General features: G+C 51.9%; 12 protein-coding genes, 2 tRNA genes and 4 other RNA genes. 9 read left to right on the top strand and 9 right to left on the bottom strand.

What is annotated here, in order from left to right; translation table 11 throughout:
- The first annotated feature begins 30 nt into the window (after positions 1-30).
- From K8W53_RS10480 to K8W53_RS10500, 5 genes are all read left to right on the top strand, one after another.
- A complete protein-coding gene (locus tag K8W53_RS10480) occupies positions 31-3774 on the top strand; it encodes a nitrate reductase subunit alpha (protein ID WP_052939398.1) in 3744 nt (1247 codons plus the stop codon).
- Positions 3771-5306: a nitrate reductase subunit beta gene (gene narH / locus K8W53_RS10485; RefSeq protein WP_000702629.1), complete on the top strand. Its 1536-nt coding sequence runs from the start codon at positions 3771-3773 to the stop codon at positions 5304-5306. Before K8W53_RS10480 ends, narH begins: the two co-directional genes overlap by 4 nt.
- Positions 5303-6013 (top strand): nitrate reductase molybdenum cofactor assembly chaperone, encoded by a 711-nt coding sequence (gene narJ, locus K8W53_RS10490; RefSeq protein WP_023224256.1) that lies wholly within the window; start codon positions 5303-5305, stop codon positions 6011-6013. Before narH ends, narJ begins: the two co-directional genes overlap by 4 nt.
- The gene (gene narI / locus K8W53_RS10495) at positions 6013-6690 is read left to right on the top strand and encodes a respiratory nitrate reductase subunit gamma (RefSeq protein WP_023224257.1); all 678 of its coding nucleotides are present in this window, start codon (positions 6013-6015) and stop codon (positions 6688-6690) included. The genes narJ and narI overlap by 1 nt, the downstream gene beginning before the upstream one ends.
- A 241-nt stretch (positions 6691-6931) precedes the next feature.
- Positions 6932-8461: a tetratricopeptide repeat protein gene (locus K8W53_RS10500; protein WP_023224259.1), complete on the top strand. Its 1530-nt coding sequence runs from the start codon at positions 6932-6934 to the stop codon at positions 8459-8461.
- Between the two features lie 102 nt (positions 8462-8563).
- Here the strand turns inward: K8W53_RS10500 and K8W53_RS10505 are convergent.
- The 8 genes from K8W53_RS10505 to K8W53_RS10540 all read right to left on the bottom strand — a co-directional run bounded on the left by K8W53_RS10505 (position 8564) and on the right by K8W53_RS10540 (position 10987).
- Positions 8564-8695, bottom strand: a non-coding RNA gene (locus tag K8W53_RS10505) — RtT sRNA.
- Positions 8696-8739: 44 nt separating this feature from the next.
- Positions 8740-8870, bottom strand: a non-coding RNA gene (locus tag K8W53_RS10510) — RtT sRNA.
- Positions 8871-8914: 44 nt separating this feature from the next.
- A tRNA-Tyr gene (locus K8W53_RS10515) sits at positions 8915-8999 on the bottom strand.
- Positions 9000-9033: 34 nt separating this feature from the next.
- A non-coding RNA gene (locus K8W53_RS10520) (RtT sRNA) lies at positions 9034-9165 on the bottom strand.
- Between the two features lie 44 nt (positions 9166-9209).
- Positions 9210-9294 (bottom strand) — tRNA-Tyr (locus tag K8W53_RS10525).
- 28 nt (positions 9295-9322) lie between these two features.
- Positions 9323-9465: non-coding RNA, RtT sRNA (locus tag K8W53_RS10530), on the bottom strand.
- Positions 9466-9635: 170 nt separating this feature from the next.
- A complete protein-coding gene (purU, locus tag K8W53_RS10535; protein WP_001191156.1) occupies positions 9636-10478 on the bottom strand; it encodes a formyltetrahydrofolate deformylase in 843 nt (280 codons plus the stop codon).
- A gap of 50 nt (positions 10479-10528) precedes the next feature.
- Positions 10529-10987 carry a YchJ family protein gene (locus tag K8W53_RS10540; RefSeq protein WP_001540172.1) on the bottom strand — a complete coding sequence of 153 codons (459 nt, stop codon included), beginning with the start codon at positions 10985-10987 and terminating at the stop codon, positions 10529-10531.
- 110 nt (positions 10988-11097) lie between these two features.
- Between K8W53_RS10540 and rssA the strand changes: the two genes are divergently transcribed.
- The 3 genes from rssA to galU all read left to right on the top strand — a co-directional run bounded on the left by rssA (position 11098) and on the right by galU (position 14218).
- Positions 11098-12003, top strand: coding sequence for a patatin-like phospholipase RssA (rssA, locus tag K8W53_RS10545; RefSeq protein WP_001230575.1), 906 nt, complete (start codon positions 11098-11100; stop codon positions 12001-12003).
- Between the two features lie 90 nt (positions 12004-12093).
- Positions 12094-13107 (top strand): two-component system response regulator RssB, encoded by a 1014-nt coding sequence (rssB, locus tag K8W53_RS10550; protein ID WP_000193432.1) that lies wholly within the window; start codon positions 12094-12096, stop codon positions 13105-13107.
- Positions 13108-13309: 202 nt separating this feature from the next.
- Positions 13310-14218, top strand: coding sequence for a UTP--glucose-1-phosphate uridylyltransferase GalU (galU, locus tag K8W53_RS10555; RefSeq protein ID WP_000729450.1), 909 nt, complete (start codon positions 13310-13312; stop codon positions 14216-14218).
- A gap of 131 nt (positions 14219-14349) precedes the next feature.
- Here galU and hns read toward each other — a convergent pair whose 3' ends face one another.
- Positions 14350-14763, bottom strand: a complete 414-nt coding sequence (gene hns, locus K8W53_RS10560) for a histone-like nucleoid-structuring protein H-NS (RefSeq protein ID WP_001287383.1) — start codon at positions 14761-14763, stop codon at positions 14350-14352.
- 662 nt (positions 14764-15425) lie between these two features.
- Between hns and tdk the strand changes: the two genes are divergently transcribed.
- Entirely contained in the window at positions 15426-16043 is a 618-nt protein-coding gene (gene tdk, locus K8W53_RS10565; protein WP_000068097.1) for a thymidine kinase, read from the top strand.
- The last annotated feature ends 20 nt before the right edge of the window (positions 16044-16063 follow it).

Below are 16063 nucleotides of genomic sequence, written 5' to 3' on the forward strand. Positions count from 1 at the left end.
AGCCGTAAGGTTCCACACAGGAGAAACCCGATGAGTAAATTCCTGGACCGGTTTCGCTACTTCAAGCAGAAGGGCGAAACCTTTGCCGATGGGCACGGCCAGCTTCTCGAAACAAACCGGGACTGGGAGGACGGATACCGCCAACGTTGGCAGCATGACAAAATTGTGCGCTCAACCCATGGGGTGAACTGCACCGGTTCTTGTAGCTGGAAAATTTATGTCAAAAATGGTCTGGTGACCTGGGAAACACAGCAAACCGATTACCCGCGCACCCGTCCTGACATGCCAAACCATGAACCTCGCGGCTGCCCGCGCGGGGCAAGCTACTCCTGGTATCTCTACAGCGCTAACCGACTGAAATATCCGCTAATGCGCAAACGTCTGATGAAGATGTGGCGCGAGGCGAAAAAACTGCATCGCGATCCGGTAGAGGCATGGGCCTCCATCATTGAAGATGCCGATAAAGCCAAAAGCTTCAAACAGGCGCGTGGTCGTGGCGGCTTTGTTCGCTCCTCATGGCAGGAAGTGAACGAGCTGATCGCCGCCTCCAACGTGTACACCGTGAAAACCTATGGCCCTGACCGCGTCGCGGGCTTCTCACCCATTCCGGCGATGTCGATGGTTTCCTACGCTTCCGGTGCACGTTATCTTTCGCTGATTGGCGGTACCTGCCTGAGCTTTTACGACTGGTACTGCGACCTGCCGCCAGCCTCCCCGCAAACCTGGGGCGAGCAGACCGACGTGCCGGAATCCGCTGACTGGTACAACTCCAGCTATATTATCGCCTGGGGCTCTAACGTGCCGCAAACCCGTACGCCGGATGCCCACTTCTTTACCGAAGTACGTTACAAAGGCACTAAAACCGTCGCGGTGACGCCGGACTATGCCGAAATTGCCAAACTGTGCGATCTGTGGCTGGCGCCGAAGCAGGGGACCGATGCGGCGATGGCGCTGGCGATGGGCCACGTCATGCTGCGCGAATTCCACCTCGACAACCCGCGCCAGTACTTCACCGATTATGTCCGTCGCTATACCGACATGCCAATGCTGGTGATGCTTGAAGAGCGTGATGGTTATTATGCCGCAGGTCGTATGCTGCGCGCTGCCGATCTCGTTGATTCGCTGGGGCAGGAAAATAACCCGGAATGGAAAACCGTTGCTATCAACAGCAACGGTGAAATGGTGGCGCCAAACGGTTCAATTGGTTTCCGCTGGGGCGAAAAAGGCAAATGGAATCTCGAGCAGCGCGACGGGACTACCGGTGCAGAAACTGAATTGCAGCTCAGCTTGCTGGGCAGCCAGGATGAGATTGCTGACGTGGGCTTCCCGTATTTCGGCGGCGAAGGTTCAGAGTACTTTAATCATGTGGCGCTGGATAACGTCCTGCTGCACAAATTGCCGGTTAAACGTCTGCAACTGGCCGATGGTTCTACCGCGTTAGTCACCACCGTGTATGACCTGACTATGGCGAACTATGGTCTGGAACGCGGCCTGAACGATGAAAATTGTGCCGCCAGTTATGATGATACCAAAGCGTATACGCCAGCATGGGCCGAGCAGATCACTGGCGTGCCGCGGGCGCAGATCATCCGTATCGCACGGGAGTTCGCCGATAACGCGGACAAAACGCACGGGCGTTCAATGATTATCGTTGGCGCCGGTCTGAACCACTGGTATCACCTCGATATGAACTATCGCGGGCTGATTAATATGTTGGTGTTCTGTGGTTGCGTTGGTCAGAGCGGTGGCGGTTGGGCGCACTACGTCGGCCAGGAAAAACTGCGTCCGCAGACCGGCTGGCAGCCGCTGGCGTTTGCCCTTGACTGGCAGCGTCCGGCGCGTCACATGAATAGCACCTCTTACTTCTATAACCACTCCAGCCAGTGGCGCTACGAGACGGTGACCGCCGAGGAGTTACTGTCGCCGATGGCGGACAAATCCCGCTATAGCGGTCATCTGATTGACTTCAATGTGCGCGCCGAGCGTATGGGCTGGTTGCCGTCGGCACCGCAGTTAGGCACTAACCCGCTGTATATTGCGCGTGAAGCGGAAAAAGCCGGTATGACGCCGGTAGACTATACCGTCAAATCCCTGAAAGAGGGTTCGATTCGCTTTGCCGCCGAGCAGCCGGAAAACGGTAAAAACCACCCGCGTAACCTGTTCATCTGGCGTTCAAACCTGCTTGGCTCTTCCGGTAAGGGCCATGAGTACATGCTGAAATATCTGCTGGGTACTGAGCATGGTATTCAGGGGCTGGATCTGGGTAAACAGGGCGGTGTGAAGCCGGAAGATGTGGAGTGGCGTGACAATGGCCTGGACGGCAAACTGGATCTGGTGGTGACGCTGGACTTCCGCCTGTCGAGCACCTGCCTGTACTCCGATATCGTACTGCCGACCGCCACCTGGTATGAAAAAGACGATATGAATACCTCGGATATGCATCCGTTTATTCATCCGCTGTCTGCCGCCGTAGATCCGGCCTGGGAATCGAAAAGCGACTGGGAAATCTACAAAGGCATTGCGAAGAAATTCTCCGAAGTCTGTGTAGGCCACCTGGGTAAAGAGACTGACGTCGTGACGCTGCCGATCCAGCACGATTCTGCCGCTGAACTGGCGCAGCCGCTGGACGTGAAAGACTGGAAAAAAGGCGAATGCGATCTGATTCCAGGGAAAACCGCGCCGCACATCATGACCGTTGAGCGCGATTACCCGGCGACTTACGAACGCTTTACCTCTATCGGCCCGCTGATGGAGAAAATCGGCAACGGCGGGAAAGGGATTGCCTGGAACACACAGAGCGAAATGGACTTGCTGCGTAAGCTTAATTACACCAAAGCGGACGGTCCGGCGAAAGGTCAGCCGATGCTCAACACGGCGATTGACGCGGCAGAGATGATCCTGACGTTAGCGCCGGAAACCAACGGTCAGGTGGCGGTGAAAGCCTGGGCGGCGCTGAGCGAGTTTACCGGTCGCGACCATACGCATCTGGCAACCAATAAAGAAGAAGAGAAAATCCGCTTCCGCGATATTCAGGCCCAGCCGCGCAAAATTATCTCCAGCCCGACCTGGTCTGGTCTGGAAGATGAGCATGTTTCTTATAACGCCGGTTATACCAACGTTCACGAGCTGATCCCGTGGCGTACGCTGTCTGGTCGCCAACAGTTGTATCAGGATCACCAGTGGATGCGCGACTTCGGCGAAAGTCTGCTGGTGTATCGCCCACCGATCGACACCCGCTCGGTGAAAGCGGTGATGGGGCGTAAATCCAACGGTAATCCGGAGAAGGCGCTCAACTTCCTGACGCCGCACCAGAAATGGGGTATCCACTCGACCTACAGCGATAACCTGTTGATGCTGACCTTGTCGCGTGGCGGCCCGATTGTATGGATGAGCGAAACCGACGCCAAAGATCTGGGCATTGAAGATAACGACTGGATCGAAGTCTTCAACAGCAACGGCGCATTGACCGCACGCGCAGTGGTCAGCCAGCGTGTACCGGCGGGCATGACCATGATGTACCACGCGCAGGAACGTATCGTAAACCTGCCGGGGTCGGAAATTACCCAGCAGCGCGGCGGTATTCATAACTCGGTGACGCGCATTACGCCGAAACCGACCCATATGATCGGCGGCTATGCGCAGTTAGCCTACGGCTTTAACTACTACGGTACCGTCGGCTCCAACCGCGATGAGTTTGTGGTGGTACGTAAGATGAAGAACATTAACTGGTTGGATGGCGAAGGCAATGACCAGGTACAGGAGAGCGTAAAATGAAAATTCGTTCACAAGTCGGCATGGTGCTGAATCTCGATAAGTGCATCGGCTGTCATACCTGTTCAGTCACCTGTAAAAACGTCTGGACCAGTCGCGAAGGTATGGAATACGCGTGGTTCAACAACGTAGAAAGTAAGCCTGGCGTTGGTTTTCCGAATGACTGGGAAAATCAGGAAAAATGGAAAGGCGGCTGGATCCGTAAAATCAACGGCAAGCTACAGCCGCGCATGGGGAACCGGGCGCTGCTGCTGGGTAAAATCTTCGCTAACCCGCATCTGCCAGGCATCGACGACTACTACGAGCCGTTTGATTACGACTACCAGAACCTGCATACCGCGCCGGAAAGCAAACATCAGCCGATCGCGCGTCCGCGCTCGCTGATTACCGGCCAGCGGATGGACAAAATTACCAGCGGGCCAAACTGGGAAGAGATTCTGGGCGGTGAGTTCGAAAAACGCGCCAAAGACCAGAACTTCGAAAACATGCAGAAGGCGATGTACGGCCAGTTCGAAAACACCTTCATGATGTACCTGCCGCGCCTGTGCGAGCACTGTCTCAACCCGGCGTGCGTGGCGACCTGCCCGAGCGGTGCTATCTACAAGCGTGAAGAAGATGGCATCGTGCTGATCGACCAGGACAAGTGCCGCGGCTGGCGGATGTGTATCACCGGTTGCCCGTACAAGAAAATTTACTTCAACTGGAAGAGCGGCAAGTCCGAGAAGTGCATCTTCTGCTACCCGCGTATCGAAGCCGGTCAGCCGACCGTTTGCTCCGAAACCTGCGTGGGCCGTATCCGCTACCTTGGCGTACTGCTGTATGACGCAGATGCCATTGAAAGCGCCGCCAGTACGGAAAACGAAAAAGATCTGTACCAGCGTCAACTGGACGTGTTCCTCGATCCGAACGATCCGGCTGTCATTGAGCAGGCGCTGAAGGACGGCGTGCCGCAGAGCGTGATCGATGCGGCGCAACAATCGCCAGTGTACAAAATGGCGATGGACTGGAAGCTGGCGCTGCCGCTGCATCCGGAATACCGCACGCTGCCGATGGTCTGGTACGTGCCACCGCTGTCGCCGATTCAGTCTGCCGCCGACGCGGGTGAACTGGGCAGCAACGGTATTCTGCCGGATGTAGACAGTCTGCGTATCCCGGTGCAGTACCTGGCGAACCTGTTGACCGCTGGCGACACCCAGCCGGTACTGTTGGCGCTGAAACGGATGCTGGCGATGCGTCACTACAAACGTGCGGAAACCGTAGACGGTAAAGTGGATACCCGCGCGCTGGAAGAGGTGGGCTTAAGCGAAGCCCAGGCGCAGGAAATGTATCGTTACCTGGCAATTGCTAATTATGAAGATCGCTTTGTGGTGCCGAGCAGCCATCGTGAACTGGCGCGTGACGCATTCCCGGAGAAAAGCGGTTGTGGCTTTACCTTCGGCGATGGTTGCCACGGGTCTGATACCAAATTCAATCTGTTCAACAGCCGCCGCATCGACGCTGTTGATGTGACCAGCAAAACGGAGCCGCACGCATGATTGAACTCGTCATTGTTTCGCGTCTGCTCGAGTACCCGGATGTTGCCCTGTGGCAGCATCAGCAGGAGTTGTTCGATGCGCTCGCGTCATCTGAGAACCTGGATAAAGAGGATGCCCAGACTCTGGGCGTTTTCCTGCGCGATTTAACCGCGCAGGACCTGCTGGATGTACAGGCCGCTTATAGCGAACTGTTTGACCGTGGTCGCGCCACATCGCTGCTGCTGTTTGAACATGTTCACGGGGAGTCCCGCGATCGCGGTCAGGCGATGGTTGACCTGATGGCACAGTATGAGCAGCACGGTTTGCAGCTCGACAGTCGCGAACTTCCCGATCATCTGCCGCTGTATCTGGAATACCTTGCGCAATTGCCGAAAAGCGAAGCGTTAGGGGGTTTACAGGATATCGCGCCGATTCTGGCGCTGCTCAGCGCACGTTTGCAACAGCGTGACAGCCGTTATGCGGTGCTGTTCGATCTGCTGTTAAAACTGGCGAATACCGTTATCGACAGCGATAAAGTGGCTGAAAAAATTGCGAATGAAGCACGTGATGATACCCCACAGGCGTTGGATGCGGTCTGGGAAGAAGAGCAGGTGAAATTCTTCGCCGATCAAGGGTGTGGCGAGTCGGAAATCTCCGCTCACCAGCGTCGTTTTGCCGGGGCCGTGGCGCCGCAATATCTGAATATCACCACCGGAGGACAGCACTAATGCACTTCCTGAATATGTTCTTCTTTGATATCTACCCGTACATTGCCGGATCGGTATTTCTGATCGGTAGCTGGTTACGTTACGACTACGGCCAGTACACCTGGCGGGCGGCTTCCAGTCAGATGCTGGATCGCAAAGGAATGAACCTGGCGTCAAACCTGTTCCACATTGGGATTCTGGGTATTTTCGCCGGTCACTTCCTGGGCATGTTAACGCCGCACTGGATGTATGAAGCTTTTCTGCCGGTCGACGTGAAGCAGAAGATGGCGATGATTGCCGGCGGCGCCTGCGGCGTGCTGACGCTGGTTGGCGGTATTTTACTGCTCAAGCGTCGCCTGTTTAGCCCACGTGTCCGCGCCACCACTACCGGCGCAGATATTTTGATTCTCTCATTGCTGGTGATTCAGTGCGCGCTGGGTCTGCTGACCATTCCGTTCTCCGCCCAGCATATGGACGGGAGTGAAATGATGAAGCTGGTCGGGTGGGCGCAGTCAGTTGTGACCTTCCACGGTGGCGCATCCGCACATCTGGACGGTGTGGCCTTTATCTTCCGTATGCACCTGATACTGGGGATGACGCTGTTCCTGTTGTTCCCATTCTCGCGCCTGGTGCATATCTGGAGCGTGCCGGTCGAGTATCTGACCCGCAAATACCAGATTGTACGTGCGCGTCACTGATTTTCTCTCGATGCCCTAAACTCCGCTTCGGCGGAGTTTTTTTATGGCTGTTTGCCGGAGTGCGGCATAAATGCCTTATCGACCGCCGCCTTGTTTCGTTTACAGCGGATCTGCCATGTCTGGCATCTGAATCCGTACTCTTTGTTTTTGGATTTATTCAGCATCTGTGCGAGTTTTTTGTAAGCAGAAAAAGGATGATGCAGCATATAATCACGCCATAAACGACAATAAGGATAGTTGTATGCGTTTTTCATCAATTTTCAAAATAATAATATTAAATATATTTATTTCAAAAATGGCTCACGCTGCTGTCTGCGAGGAGCGCTATCCCGCCGACTCAGAAGAATGCCAGTACGTTCAGGAATTAGAGCAAAAAGCGGAACAAGGGGATGAAAGCGCGCAGTTCGCGCTTGGAAGCTGGTATGCGGAGGGGCGATATGTTAAGCCTGATTATAAACTAGCCATAAAATGGCTGGAGAAAGCGGGTAAACAAGGTTCTGATTTTTCCTATTTTATCCTTGGCTATCATTACAACTATGGTGAAAATTTTCCACTTAGTCGACAAAAAGCGCTGGAGTGGTATCGCAAGGCGGCAGAGCTAGGGGATAGTAGTACGCAAGAAATCCTCGGTGACGCCTATATGTATGGCGATGGGTTTCCCCAAAATACCCAGCTAGCGCTGGAGTGGTATCGAAAAGCCGCCTCTCCAATCAATGATGCGGGCGTTGTCCGCGGCCAGGGTTCAGCTTCGTCAGCACAATTTAAGCTTGGAGTAATGTACGCCCACGGTCAGGGCGTTCCTCAGGATTATCAGCAAACGGCGATCTTGATGCGTAAAGCGGCGGAAAATATGTACTACCCCGCGCAACTTTATCTCGGTGTTGCCTATTTTTATGGTGAAGGCGTGCCTCAGGATTATCGTCAGGCAGTTTACTGGCTTAATGAAGGTATACCAAGCAGCTATACGCCAGGCCACATTCCGCTGAATGCGCTCTATGATAAAGCGCATCCCGCTGACCGGGTTCACTCTCAGACGTGGTATCGAAAAACAGCGCAACGCGTGATGGCAAAGGTACAGTACAATTTTGGCGTATGGTATTACAACGGTTATCACTTATTGAAAGATCACAACCTGGCGCTGGAGTGGTATCGCAGAGCCGCAGCGCAAGGATTGGCCGAGGCGCAGGATGCGATCGGCGTGATGTTTATGCAGGGTGAGGGCGTTTCTCAGGACTACCAACAGGCGCTGGCGTGGTATCGCAAAGCCGCTCGCCAGGGGCTGCCTGCTGCGCAAACGCATCTGGGCATCATGTCTGCTTTTGGTCGCGGCGTCGCGCAAAGCGACAGACAGGCTATCGCATGGTATCGAAAAGCAGCAAAACAGGATTTTGCGAAAGCGCAATATCAGCTTGGCGTAGCATATAGCACGGGAAGAGGCGTGCCTGAAAATAGCCGGAATGCGCTGAAGTGGTACCTCAAAGCGGCAGAGCAGGGGTTTACTCCGGCACAATCAGCGCTTGGGGAAATTTATGCTCATGGGCGCCAGGGTGTGCCTAAAGATAATAAGCAGGCCTATATTTGGTATTACATGGCAAGTATGTATACGGAAAAATCTAAGGATGATTGTTCAGCGCTCATTGCCGAAAGAAACCGACTCAAGGGAACGCTTACCCCAGATCAACTTAGCGAGACATATGCCGCCTTTAATCTCATCTGGCGAAAAATTGACCAGTCAAAGGAGGCGAAAAAGATTGCCAGGAAGAAGTATTGATAAGATAACCAATAAGCTATGGCACCATGGTGTGAAGTCTGCCTGTGGGGTAAGGATACGGGGCAGTGCTGATTGATTTGAAATTGGTGCCTTATGAAGTAATGGTGGTGGGGGAAGGATGACTCAGCGCTGCGCGCTTCGCCCTTCGGGTCGTTGCCTGCGGCAACGCTTTCTCGCTTTCGCTCGAATCGAACCTTAGTCGAAGCTTCTCATCCTTCCCCGTACGGAGAGATATGAGACACTATGCTTAACGGGGATAAGATACGCGACGGGAGTGATGGTGGTGGGGGAAGGATGACTCAGCGCTGCGCGCTTCGCCCTTCGGGTCGTTGCCTGCGGCAACGCTTTCTCGCTGCGCTCGAATCGAACCTTAGTCGAAGCTTCTCATCCTTCCCCGTACGGAGAGATATGAGACACTATGCTTAACGGGGATAAGATACGCGACGGAAGTGATGGTGGTGGGGGAAGGATTCGAACCTTCGAAGTCGATGACGGCAGATTTACAGTCTGCTCCCTTTGGCCGCTCGGGAACCCCACCAGGGGTAATTCAAATTGTAGGTAAAGCTTGAAGATGGTGGTGGGGGAAGGATTATTCGTCGCTTCGCTCCTCACCCTACGGGCCGTTGCCGTTGGCAACGTTCTCTCGCTTTCGCTCGAGTCGAACCTTAATCGAAGGTTCTCACCCTTCCCCGACAAGTGCAAACTTCTGCATTGCTCATCGAGTTAACTACATCGCTGTAGTGAATAATGGTGGTGGGGGAAGGATTCGAACCTTCGAAGTCGATGACGGCAGATTTACAGTCTGCTCCCTTTGGCCGCTCGGGAACCCCACCACGGGATAAATTCATTATGCTGCTTGCATTCTATAGCGGGAAGGATTATTCGGAGCTAAAGCTCCTCACCCTTCGGGCCGTTGCCTGCGGCAACGTTCTCTCACTATTGCTCGAGTCGAACCTTCGAAGTCGATGACGGCAGATTTACAGTCAGCTCCCTTATGATCGCTCGGGAACCCCACCACGGGGTAATGCTTAATACTGGCCCGCTTCCTTTCGGGAAGCGGGGCGCATCATATCAAATGACACGCCGCTGTAAAGCATTCCTTTGCCTGAAATGAACTGTTTGCGTACTTTTCATCCGTAACGGATTAAAGCTAATCAATTCATATTACTGACGATTAAAGAATAATCGTCCGATTGCCGTAAACAAAGACCCGCTGCGCCAGAACCTGATACAGCGCGCGGCTTAATACGTTTTTCTCAACGTCGCGCCCGGCACGCATCATATCTTCTGCGGTGTAAGTGTGATCGACATGAATCACGTCCTGCATAATGATTGGGCCTTCATCCAGATTATCATTCACATAGTGCGCGGTAGCGCCGATGATTTTCACGCCGCGCTCATAGGCCTGATGATAAGGACGCGCGCCGATAAACGCCGGCAGGAATGAGTGGTGGATATTGATAATTTTGTTCGGGAAGCGCGCCACAAAACCTGGCGTCAAAACACGCATATACTTGGCCAGCACCACATAGTCCGGTTGATGGGCATCAATGGCGTCCGCCATCTTCGTGTCATGCTCTTCACGCGTTAATCCCTCATGGCTGACCAGTTCGAAAGGGATCTCAAAACGTTCAACCAGCGAGCGTAACGTTTCATGGTTGCCAATGACCGCGGCGATTTCAACATCCAGCCCGCCATAGTTGGCTTTCATCAGCAGGTCGCCCAGACAATGCGCCTCTTTGGTAACCAGAATCACTACCCGACGGCGTCCGGCGGGATTGAGTTCACGAACAGAGCCTTCCGGTAAGGCGCTGTCCAGATCGGCCAGAAGAGTGGAATCATTGAAGATGCCTTCCAGCTCGGTCCGCATAAAAAAGCGTCCGGTGCGATGGTCCACAAATTCATTGTTTTGCACAATATTAAGCTCGTGCTTATAGCAAATGTTGGTAATCCGCGCGATAAGGCCTTTTTGATCGGGACAAATAGTACGCAGAACTTTACGTTGTAGTGATTGCATTGCCGGAAAAATCCTGTTGAGAGTGTTTGCTGTATCGATACTGTCAGGCGTCACTGGCCGCAGCACTTTTTAAATTTTTTGCCTGAACCGCACGGGCAGGGATCGTTTCGACCCAACTGCGGGCGGGTACCGTCAATATAATACCACTGACCGTTTTCTTTGATAAAACGAGAACGTTCGATAATCGCCCCGGTTTTCCCTTGTTCGGAAAAACGCGCGATAAAACTAACATACCCTGTATTTTCTGCTTCTGACCAGGTATGTTCAAAAATAGTCAGGCCGAGCCACCTGGTATTGGCAAATCCGGCGATGATATCATCACGAAACGCGGCCGCATTGCAGGTTGGATGCCAGCTCTTAATTAAGTAATCTGCGTCTTTCATCACAAAAGCGCAGTAACGAGAGCGCATGAGATGTGACGGATCGGGTGCTACTCGTTCTCCGGACACAATACGACCACAACATAGGCTATACTCGTCAGCGCTACCACAGGGACAAGGCTGAGACACAATAATCTCCCTGAATATAAAAAACGGCGTTGAACGCCAGGGTGGCATTATGTTAACTGAGCAGTGGCGATGTTGCTACGTCTTGAAGCCAGGGGAAGTCGTTAAGTACGATGAGAAAAATGAAAATAGGGCTGGCGCTGGGATCTGGCGCAGCGAGAGGATGGTCTCATATTGGGGTCATCAAAGCCCTCAAGCAAACAGGCATTGATATTGATATCGTTGCAGGATGCTCAATAGGTTCACTGGTCGGCGCCGCGTATGCCTGTAATAAATTATCGGCGCTTGAACAGTGGGTATGTTCATTCCGCTACTGGGATGTTTTACGCCTGATGGATGTATCCTGGGGCAGAGGAGGGTTGCTTCGCGGCGAACGCGTATTTAATCACTATCGGGATATTATGCCCGTCACGGATTTTGACCACTGTTCAAGACGTTTTGGCGCGGTCGCGACGAATCTTAGCACTGGACGAGAGCTATGGTTTACTGAAGGCGATCTACACCTTGCCGTACGCGCGTCGTGCAGTATGCCAGGGCTGATGTCTCCGGTTGAGCATAACGGTTACTGGCTGGTAGATGGCGCAGTCGTTAATCCGGTACCTGTTTCGTTAACCAGGGCGCTGGGGGCCGATATCGTTATTGCGGTAGACCTGCAACATGATGCCCACCTCATGCAGCAAGATTTACTCTCTGTAAATGTCGGGAATATCAATGAAGAGAGCGATGATGCGCTGCCCTGGCATAAGCGTTTAAAAGAACGTTTCAGTAGCCTGACTTCACGCCGTGGCGTGAGTTCGCCTGGGGCAATGGAAATCATGACAACCTCCATTCAGGTGTTGGAAAATCGTCTTAAACGTAACCGTATGGCTGGCGATCCGCCTGATATTCTCATTCAACCATTCTGTCCGCAAATCTCTACGCTGGATTTTCATCGCGCCCATGCCGCTATTGCGGCGGGTCAGTTAGCCGTAGAGAAAAAGATGGACGAACTTATACCCTTGGTGCGTACCGACGTTTAATGTACCTTTTACGATCACTTAAGCAAATTCTGACAGGCGCAAGCGGCAATACCATGCCACTATTGATTAAAGCCAGTCAGGGGAGAGAACATGACGCAGCCATTGGTCGGAAAACAGATTCTTATTGTTGAAGACGAGCCTGTATTTCGCTCGCTTCTGGATTCGTGGTTTTCCTCTTTGGGAGCGACAACGGCATTGGCAGGCGACGGGGTGGATGCCCTGGAGTTGATGGGGCGTTTTACCCCTGATCTCATGATATGTGATATCGCTATGCCGAGAATGAACGGTCTCAAACTGGTAGAAAACTTACGTAATCGCGGAGACCAGACGCCTATTCTGGTTATTTCCGCAACAGAAAATATGGCGGATATCGCCAAAGCGTTACGCCTTGGGGTTGAAGATGTCTTGCTGAAGCCGGTAAAAGATCTCAACCGCTTGCGGGAAACCGTATTCGCTTGCTTATACCCTAATATGTTTAACTCGCGGGTTGAAGAAGAAGAACGCCTGTTTCGTGACTGGGATGCAATGGTGAGTAATCCAACCGCCGCAGCGCAATTGTTGCAGGAATTGCAGCCCCCGGTACAGCAGGTGATTTCCCATTGCCGCATTAATTACCGGCAGCTCGTCTCCGCCGATCAGCCTGGACTGGTGCTGGATATTGCGCCGCTATCTGATAACGAACTGGCATTTTATTGCCTGGATGTCACCCGGGCGGGCGATAACGGCGTGTTAGCCGCATTGTTGCTGCGAGCGCTATTTAACGGCTTATTGCAGGATCAGCTCGGCCAACAAAAGCACCGTTTACCGGAGTTAGGCGCGCTATTAAAACAGGTAAATCATCTGCTCAGACAAGCCAATTTACCTGGGCAATTCCCGCTATTTGTCGGCTACTATCACAGTGAGCTCAAAAATTTGATTCTCGTCTCCGCCGGATTGAACGCCACCTTAAATACGGGCGCTCATCAGGTTCAAATTAGCAGCGGCGTGCCGCTAGGAACATTGGGTAACGCCTACCTTAACCAATTAAGCCAGCGTTGCGACTCGTGGCAGTGTCAAATATGGGGCGCAGGAGGGCGCCTGCGATTGATGTTGTCTGCGGAATGACCAAACGGAAGAGTGAGCGGAAATTGCTTTACCGGCCTTTCCCGACGAGTGTTACTATCTGCGGCAGATTTATAAGTATTTGTCTTAATTATACCAATATAAGTCCTTTTTGGACCTGAGGCTTGTTCTGGTACTGATATACTGGAACACGATACAGATTAATGAACACGTTCAATACATGAACAGTCCAGGAGAATTTTAAATGGCTGCCCTTAATTCGAAAGTCAAAAAAGCCGTTATCCCGGTCGCGGGATTGGGAACCAGGATGCTGCCAGCGACCAAAGCTATCCCGAAAGAGATGCTGCCGCTGGTTGATAAGCCATTAATTCAGTACGTCGTGAACGAATGTATCGCTGCTGGCATTACTGAAATCGTGCTTGTTACGCACTCGTCTAAAAACTCTATTGAAAACCACTTTGATACCAGTTTTGAGCTGGAAGCGATGCTGGAAAAACGCGTTAAGCGTCAGCTTCTGGAGGAGGTTCAGTCTATTTGCCCTCCGCATGTCACTATTATGCAGGTACGTCAAGGGCTGGCAAAAGGCCTGGGCCATGCCGTATTGTGCGCGCATCCCGTTGTCGGAAACGAACCTGTCGCTGTTATTCTGCCAGACGTTATTCTTGACGAATATGAGTCCGACCTGTCTCAGGATAACCTGGCTGAAATGATCCGCCGTTTCGACGAAACCGGCAATAGCCAGATTATGGTTGAGCCAGTAGAAGATGTGACTGCATACGGCGTGGTCGATTGCAAAGGCGTTGAGCTGGCGCCGGGCGAAAGTGTGCCGATGGTTGGCGTGGTTGAAAAACCAAAAGCGGATGTCGCGCCGTCTAACCTTGCGATTGTCGGGCGTTATGTGTTGAGCGCGGATATCTGGGCGTTGCTGGCGAAAACCCCTCCGGGCGCCGGGGATGAAATTCAGTTGACCGATGCTATCGATATGCTGATCGAAAAAGAAACGGTTGAAGCCTACCACATGAAGGGTAAAAGCCATGACTGTGGTAATAAGTTAGGATATATGCAGGCATTCGTTGAATATGGCATCCGTCATAATTCGCTGGGTGCTGAATTTAAAGCCTGGCTTGAAGAAGAAATGGGTATTAAGAAGTAACGATACGTTATAAATTTTTTAACAGAAGCGCTGGTAAATCCGGCGCTTTTTTTATGCCTGGGGTCGTCAGCGGAGAACTCAGGCAAAAAAAATCCCGCCAGCGGCGGGATTTTAAGCATCCAGGAAGTAAATTATTCCTTGATCAGGAAATCTTCCAGTTGCTTACCTTGTTCTTCCATTGCTTTTTTGATTACAGCCGGTGTACGACCCTGGCCAGTCCAGGTTTTAGTTTCACCGTTTTCGTCAACGTAGCTATATTTAGCCGGACGAGCTGCGCGTTTAGCTTTGGTGCCGGATTTAGCGGCAGCCATGCTATTCAGCAGTTCATTCGGGTCAATGCCGTCGGCAATTAACATTTCACGATACTGTTGCAGTTTACGAGTGCGTTCTTCCACTTCAGCAGCAGCAGCGCTTTCTTCTTCACGACGCTCATTAACGACAACTTCTAATTTTTCCAGCATTTCTTCAAGCGTTTCCAGAGTACATTCTCTTGCCTGCGCACGAAGAGTACGGATGTTGTTCAGAATTTTAAGTGCTTCGCTCATTGTAGTAATCTCAAACTTATATTGGGGTGGTTTGTTGAGCTAATAATAGAGCGATAAATTCAGTTGTGCAATAGCCAGGAATGTAAGGAATTCAAAATTACGCTTTATTAAGCACACGTTTTAATTATCTCAACTTAAATTTTCCTTGAGGCGCCGCACAAAAAAGAGCTTATTGGCAGGGGGGATACTCACCGTCTGTCGCTAAAAATTTAGGAGTCAGGTCACATTTTATCATGATGAAATACGATCTCATTGCAGAGATATCAATCTCTTGTATTAGCTTTCCTTACAAGAAAACCCTATTACTTTGCACCGGGTATGAGTAACGGTAACAATAAGTACAAGGTTTTCATATTGGCGGGTGATGATAAGCATTGTTGATGAATTTTAACGGCATAATTTGTGAAGGAATGTGTATATACCCTTCATACTTCAAGTTGCTTATGTGTTGGCTACGCTCGCTCACCCCAGCCACAGAGTTATCTATGCTCCTGGGGACTCACTCCCTTGCCGCCTTTAAGCAACGCGAATTATTTTGGGTATAGTGAGCGATGTTTGTACAATTCTTAATACTCACCGGAGCGCGAGCCGCGCCGTCGCGTCGGTAAATTATGGTACAATCCCGCCAATCTTTATTTCACTCAGGTGAGGTCCTGCGACCAATGGCACAGCTATATTTCTACTATTCGGCAATGAATGCGGGTAAGTCGACTGCACTGCTGCAATCTTCATACAATTATCAGGAACGCGGGATGCGTACCGTCGTATATACGGCGGAAATCGACGATCGTTTCGGCGCAGGCAAAGTCAGCTCTCGTATCGGTTTGTCGTCGCCGGCAAAATTGTTTAACCAAAATACATCCTTGTTTGAAGAGATTCGTGCCGAGAGCGCGCGGCAGACAATACATTGCGTGTTAGTCGACGAAAGCCAGTTTTTGACTCGCCAGCAGGTTTATCAATTATCCGAGGTTGTCGACAAATTAGATATTCCAGTACTTTGCTATGGGCTACGAACAGACTTTCGTGGGGAGCTCTTTGTCGGCAGCCAATACTTGCTGGCATGGTCAGATAAGCTGGTGGAATTAAAAACTATCTGTTTCTGCGGTCGTAAAGCCAGTATGGTTCTGCGCCTTGATCAGGACGGCAGGCCTTATAACGAAGGCGAACAGGTGGTTATTGGCGGGAATGAACGCTACGTTTCAGTTTGCCGTAAGCATTATAAGGACGCGCTGGAGGAGGGCTCACTGACGGCGATTCAGGAGCGTCATCGGCACATATGATACCTGAGGTAAAGATCGGC

Origin of the sequence: Salmonella sp. A29-2 (genome assembly GCF_020150755.1) — a bacterium.
Lineage (GTDB): Bacteria > Pseudomonadota > Gammaproteobacteria > Enterobacterales > Enterobacteriaceae > Salmonella > Salmonella enterica.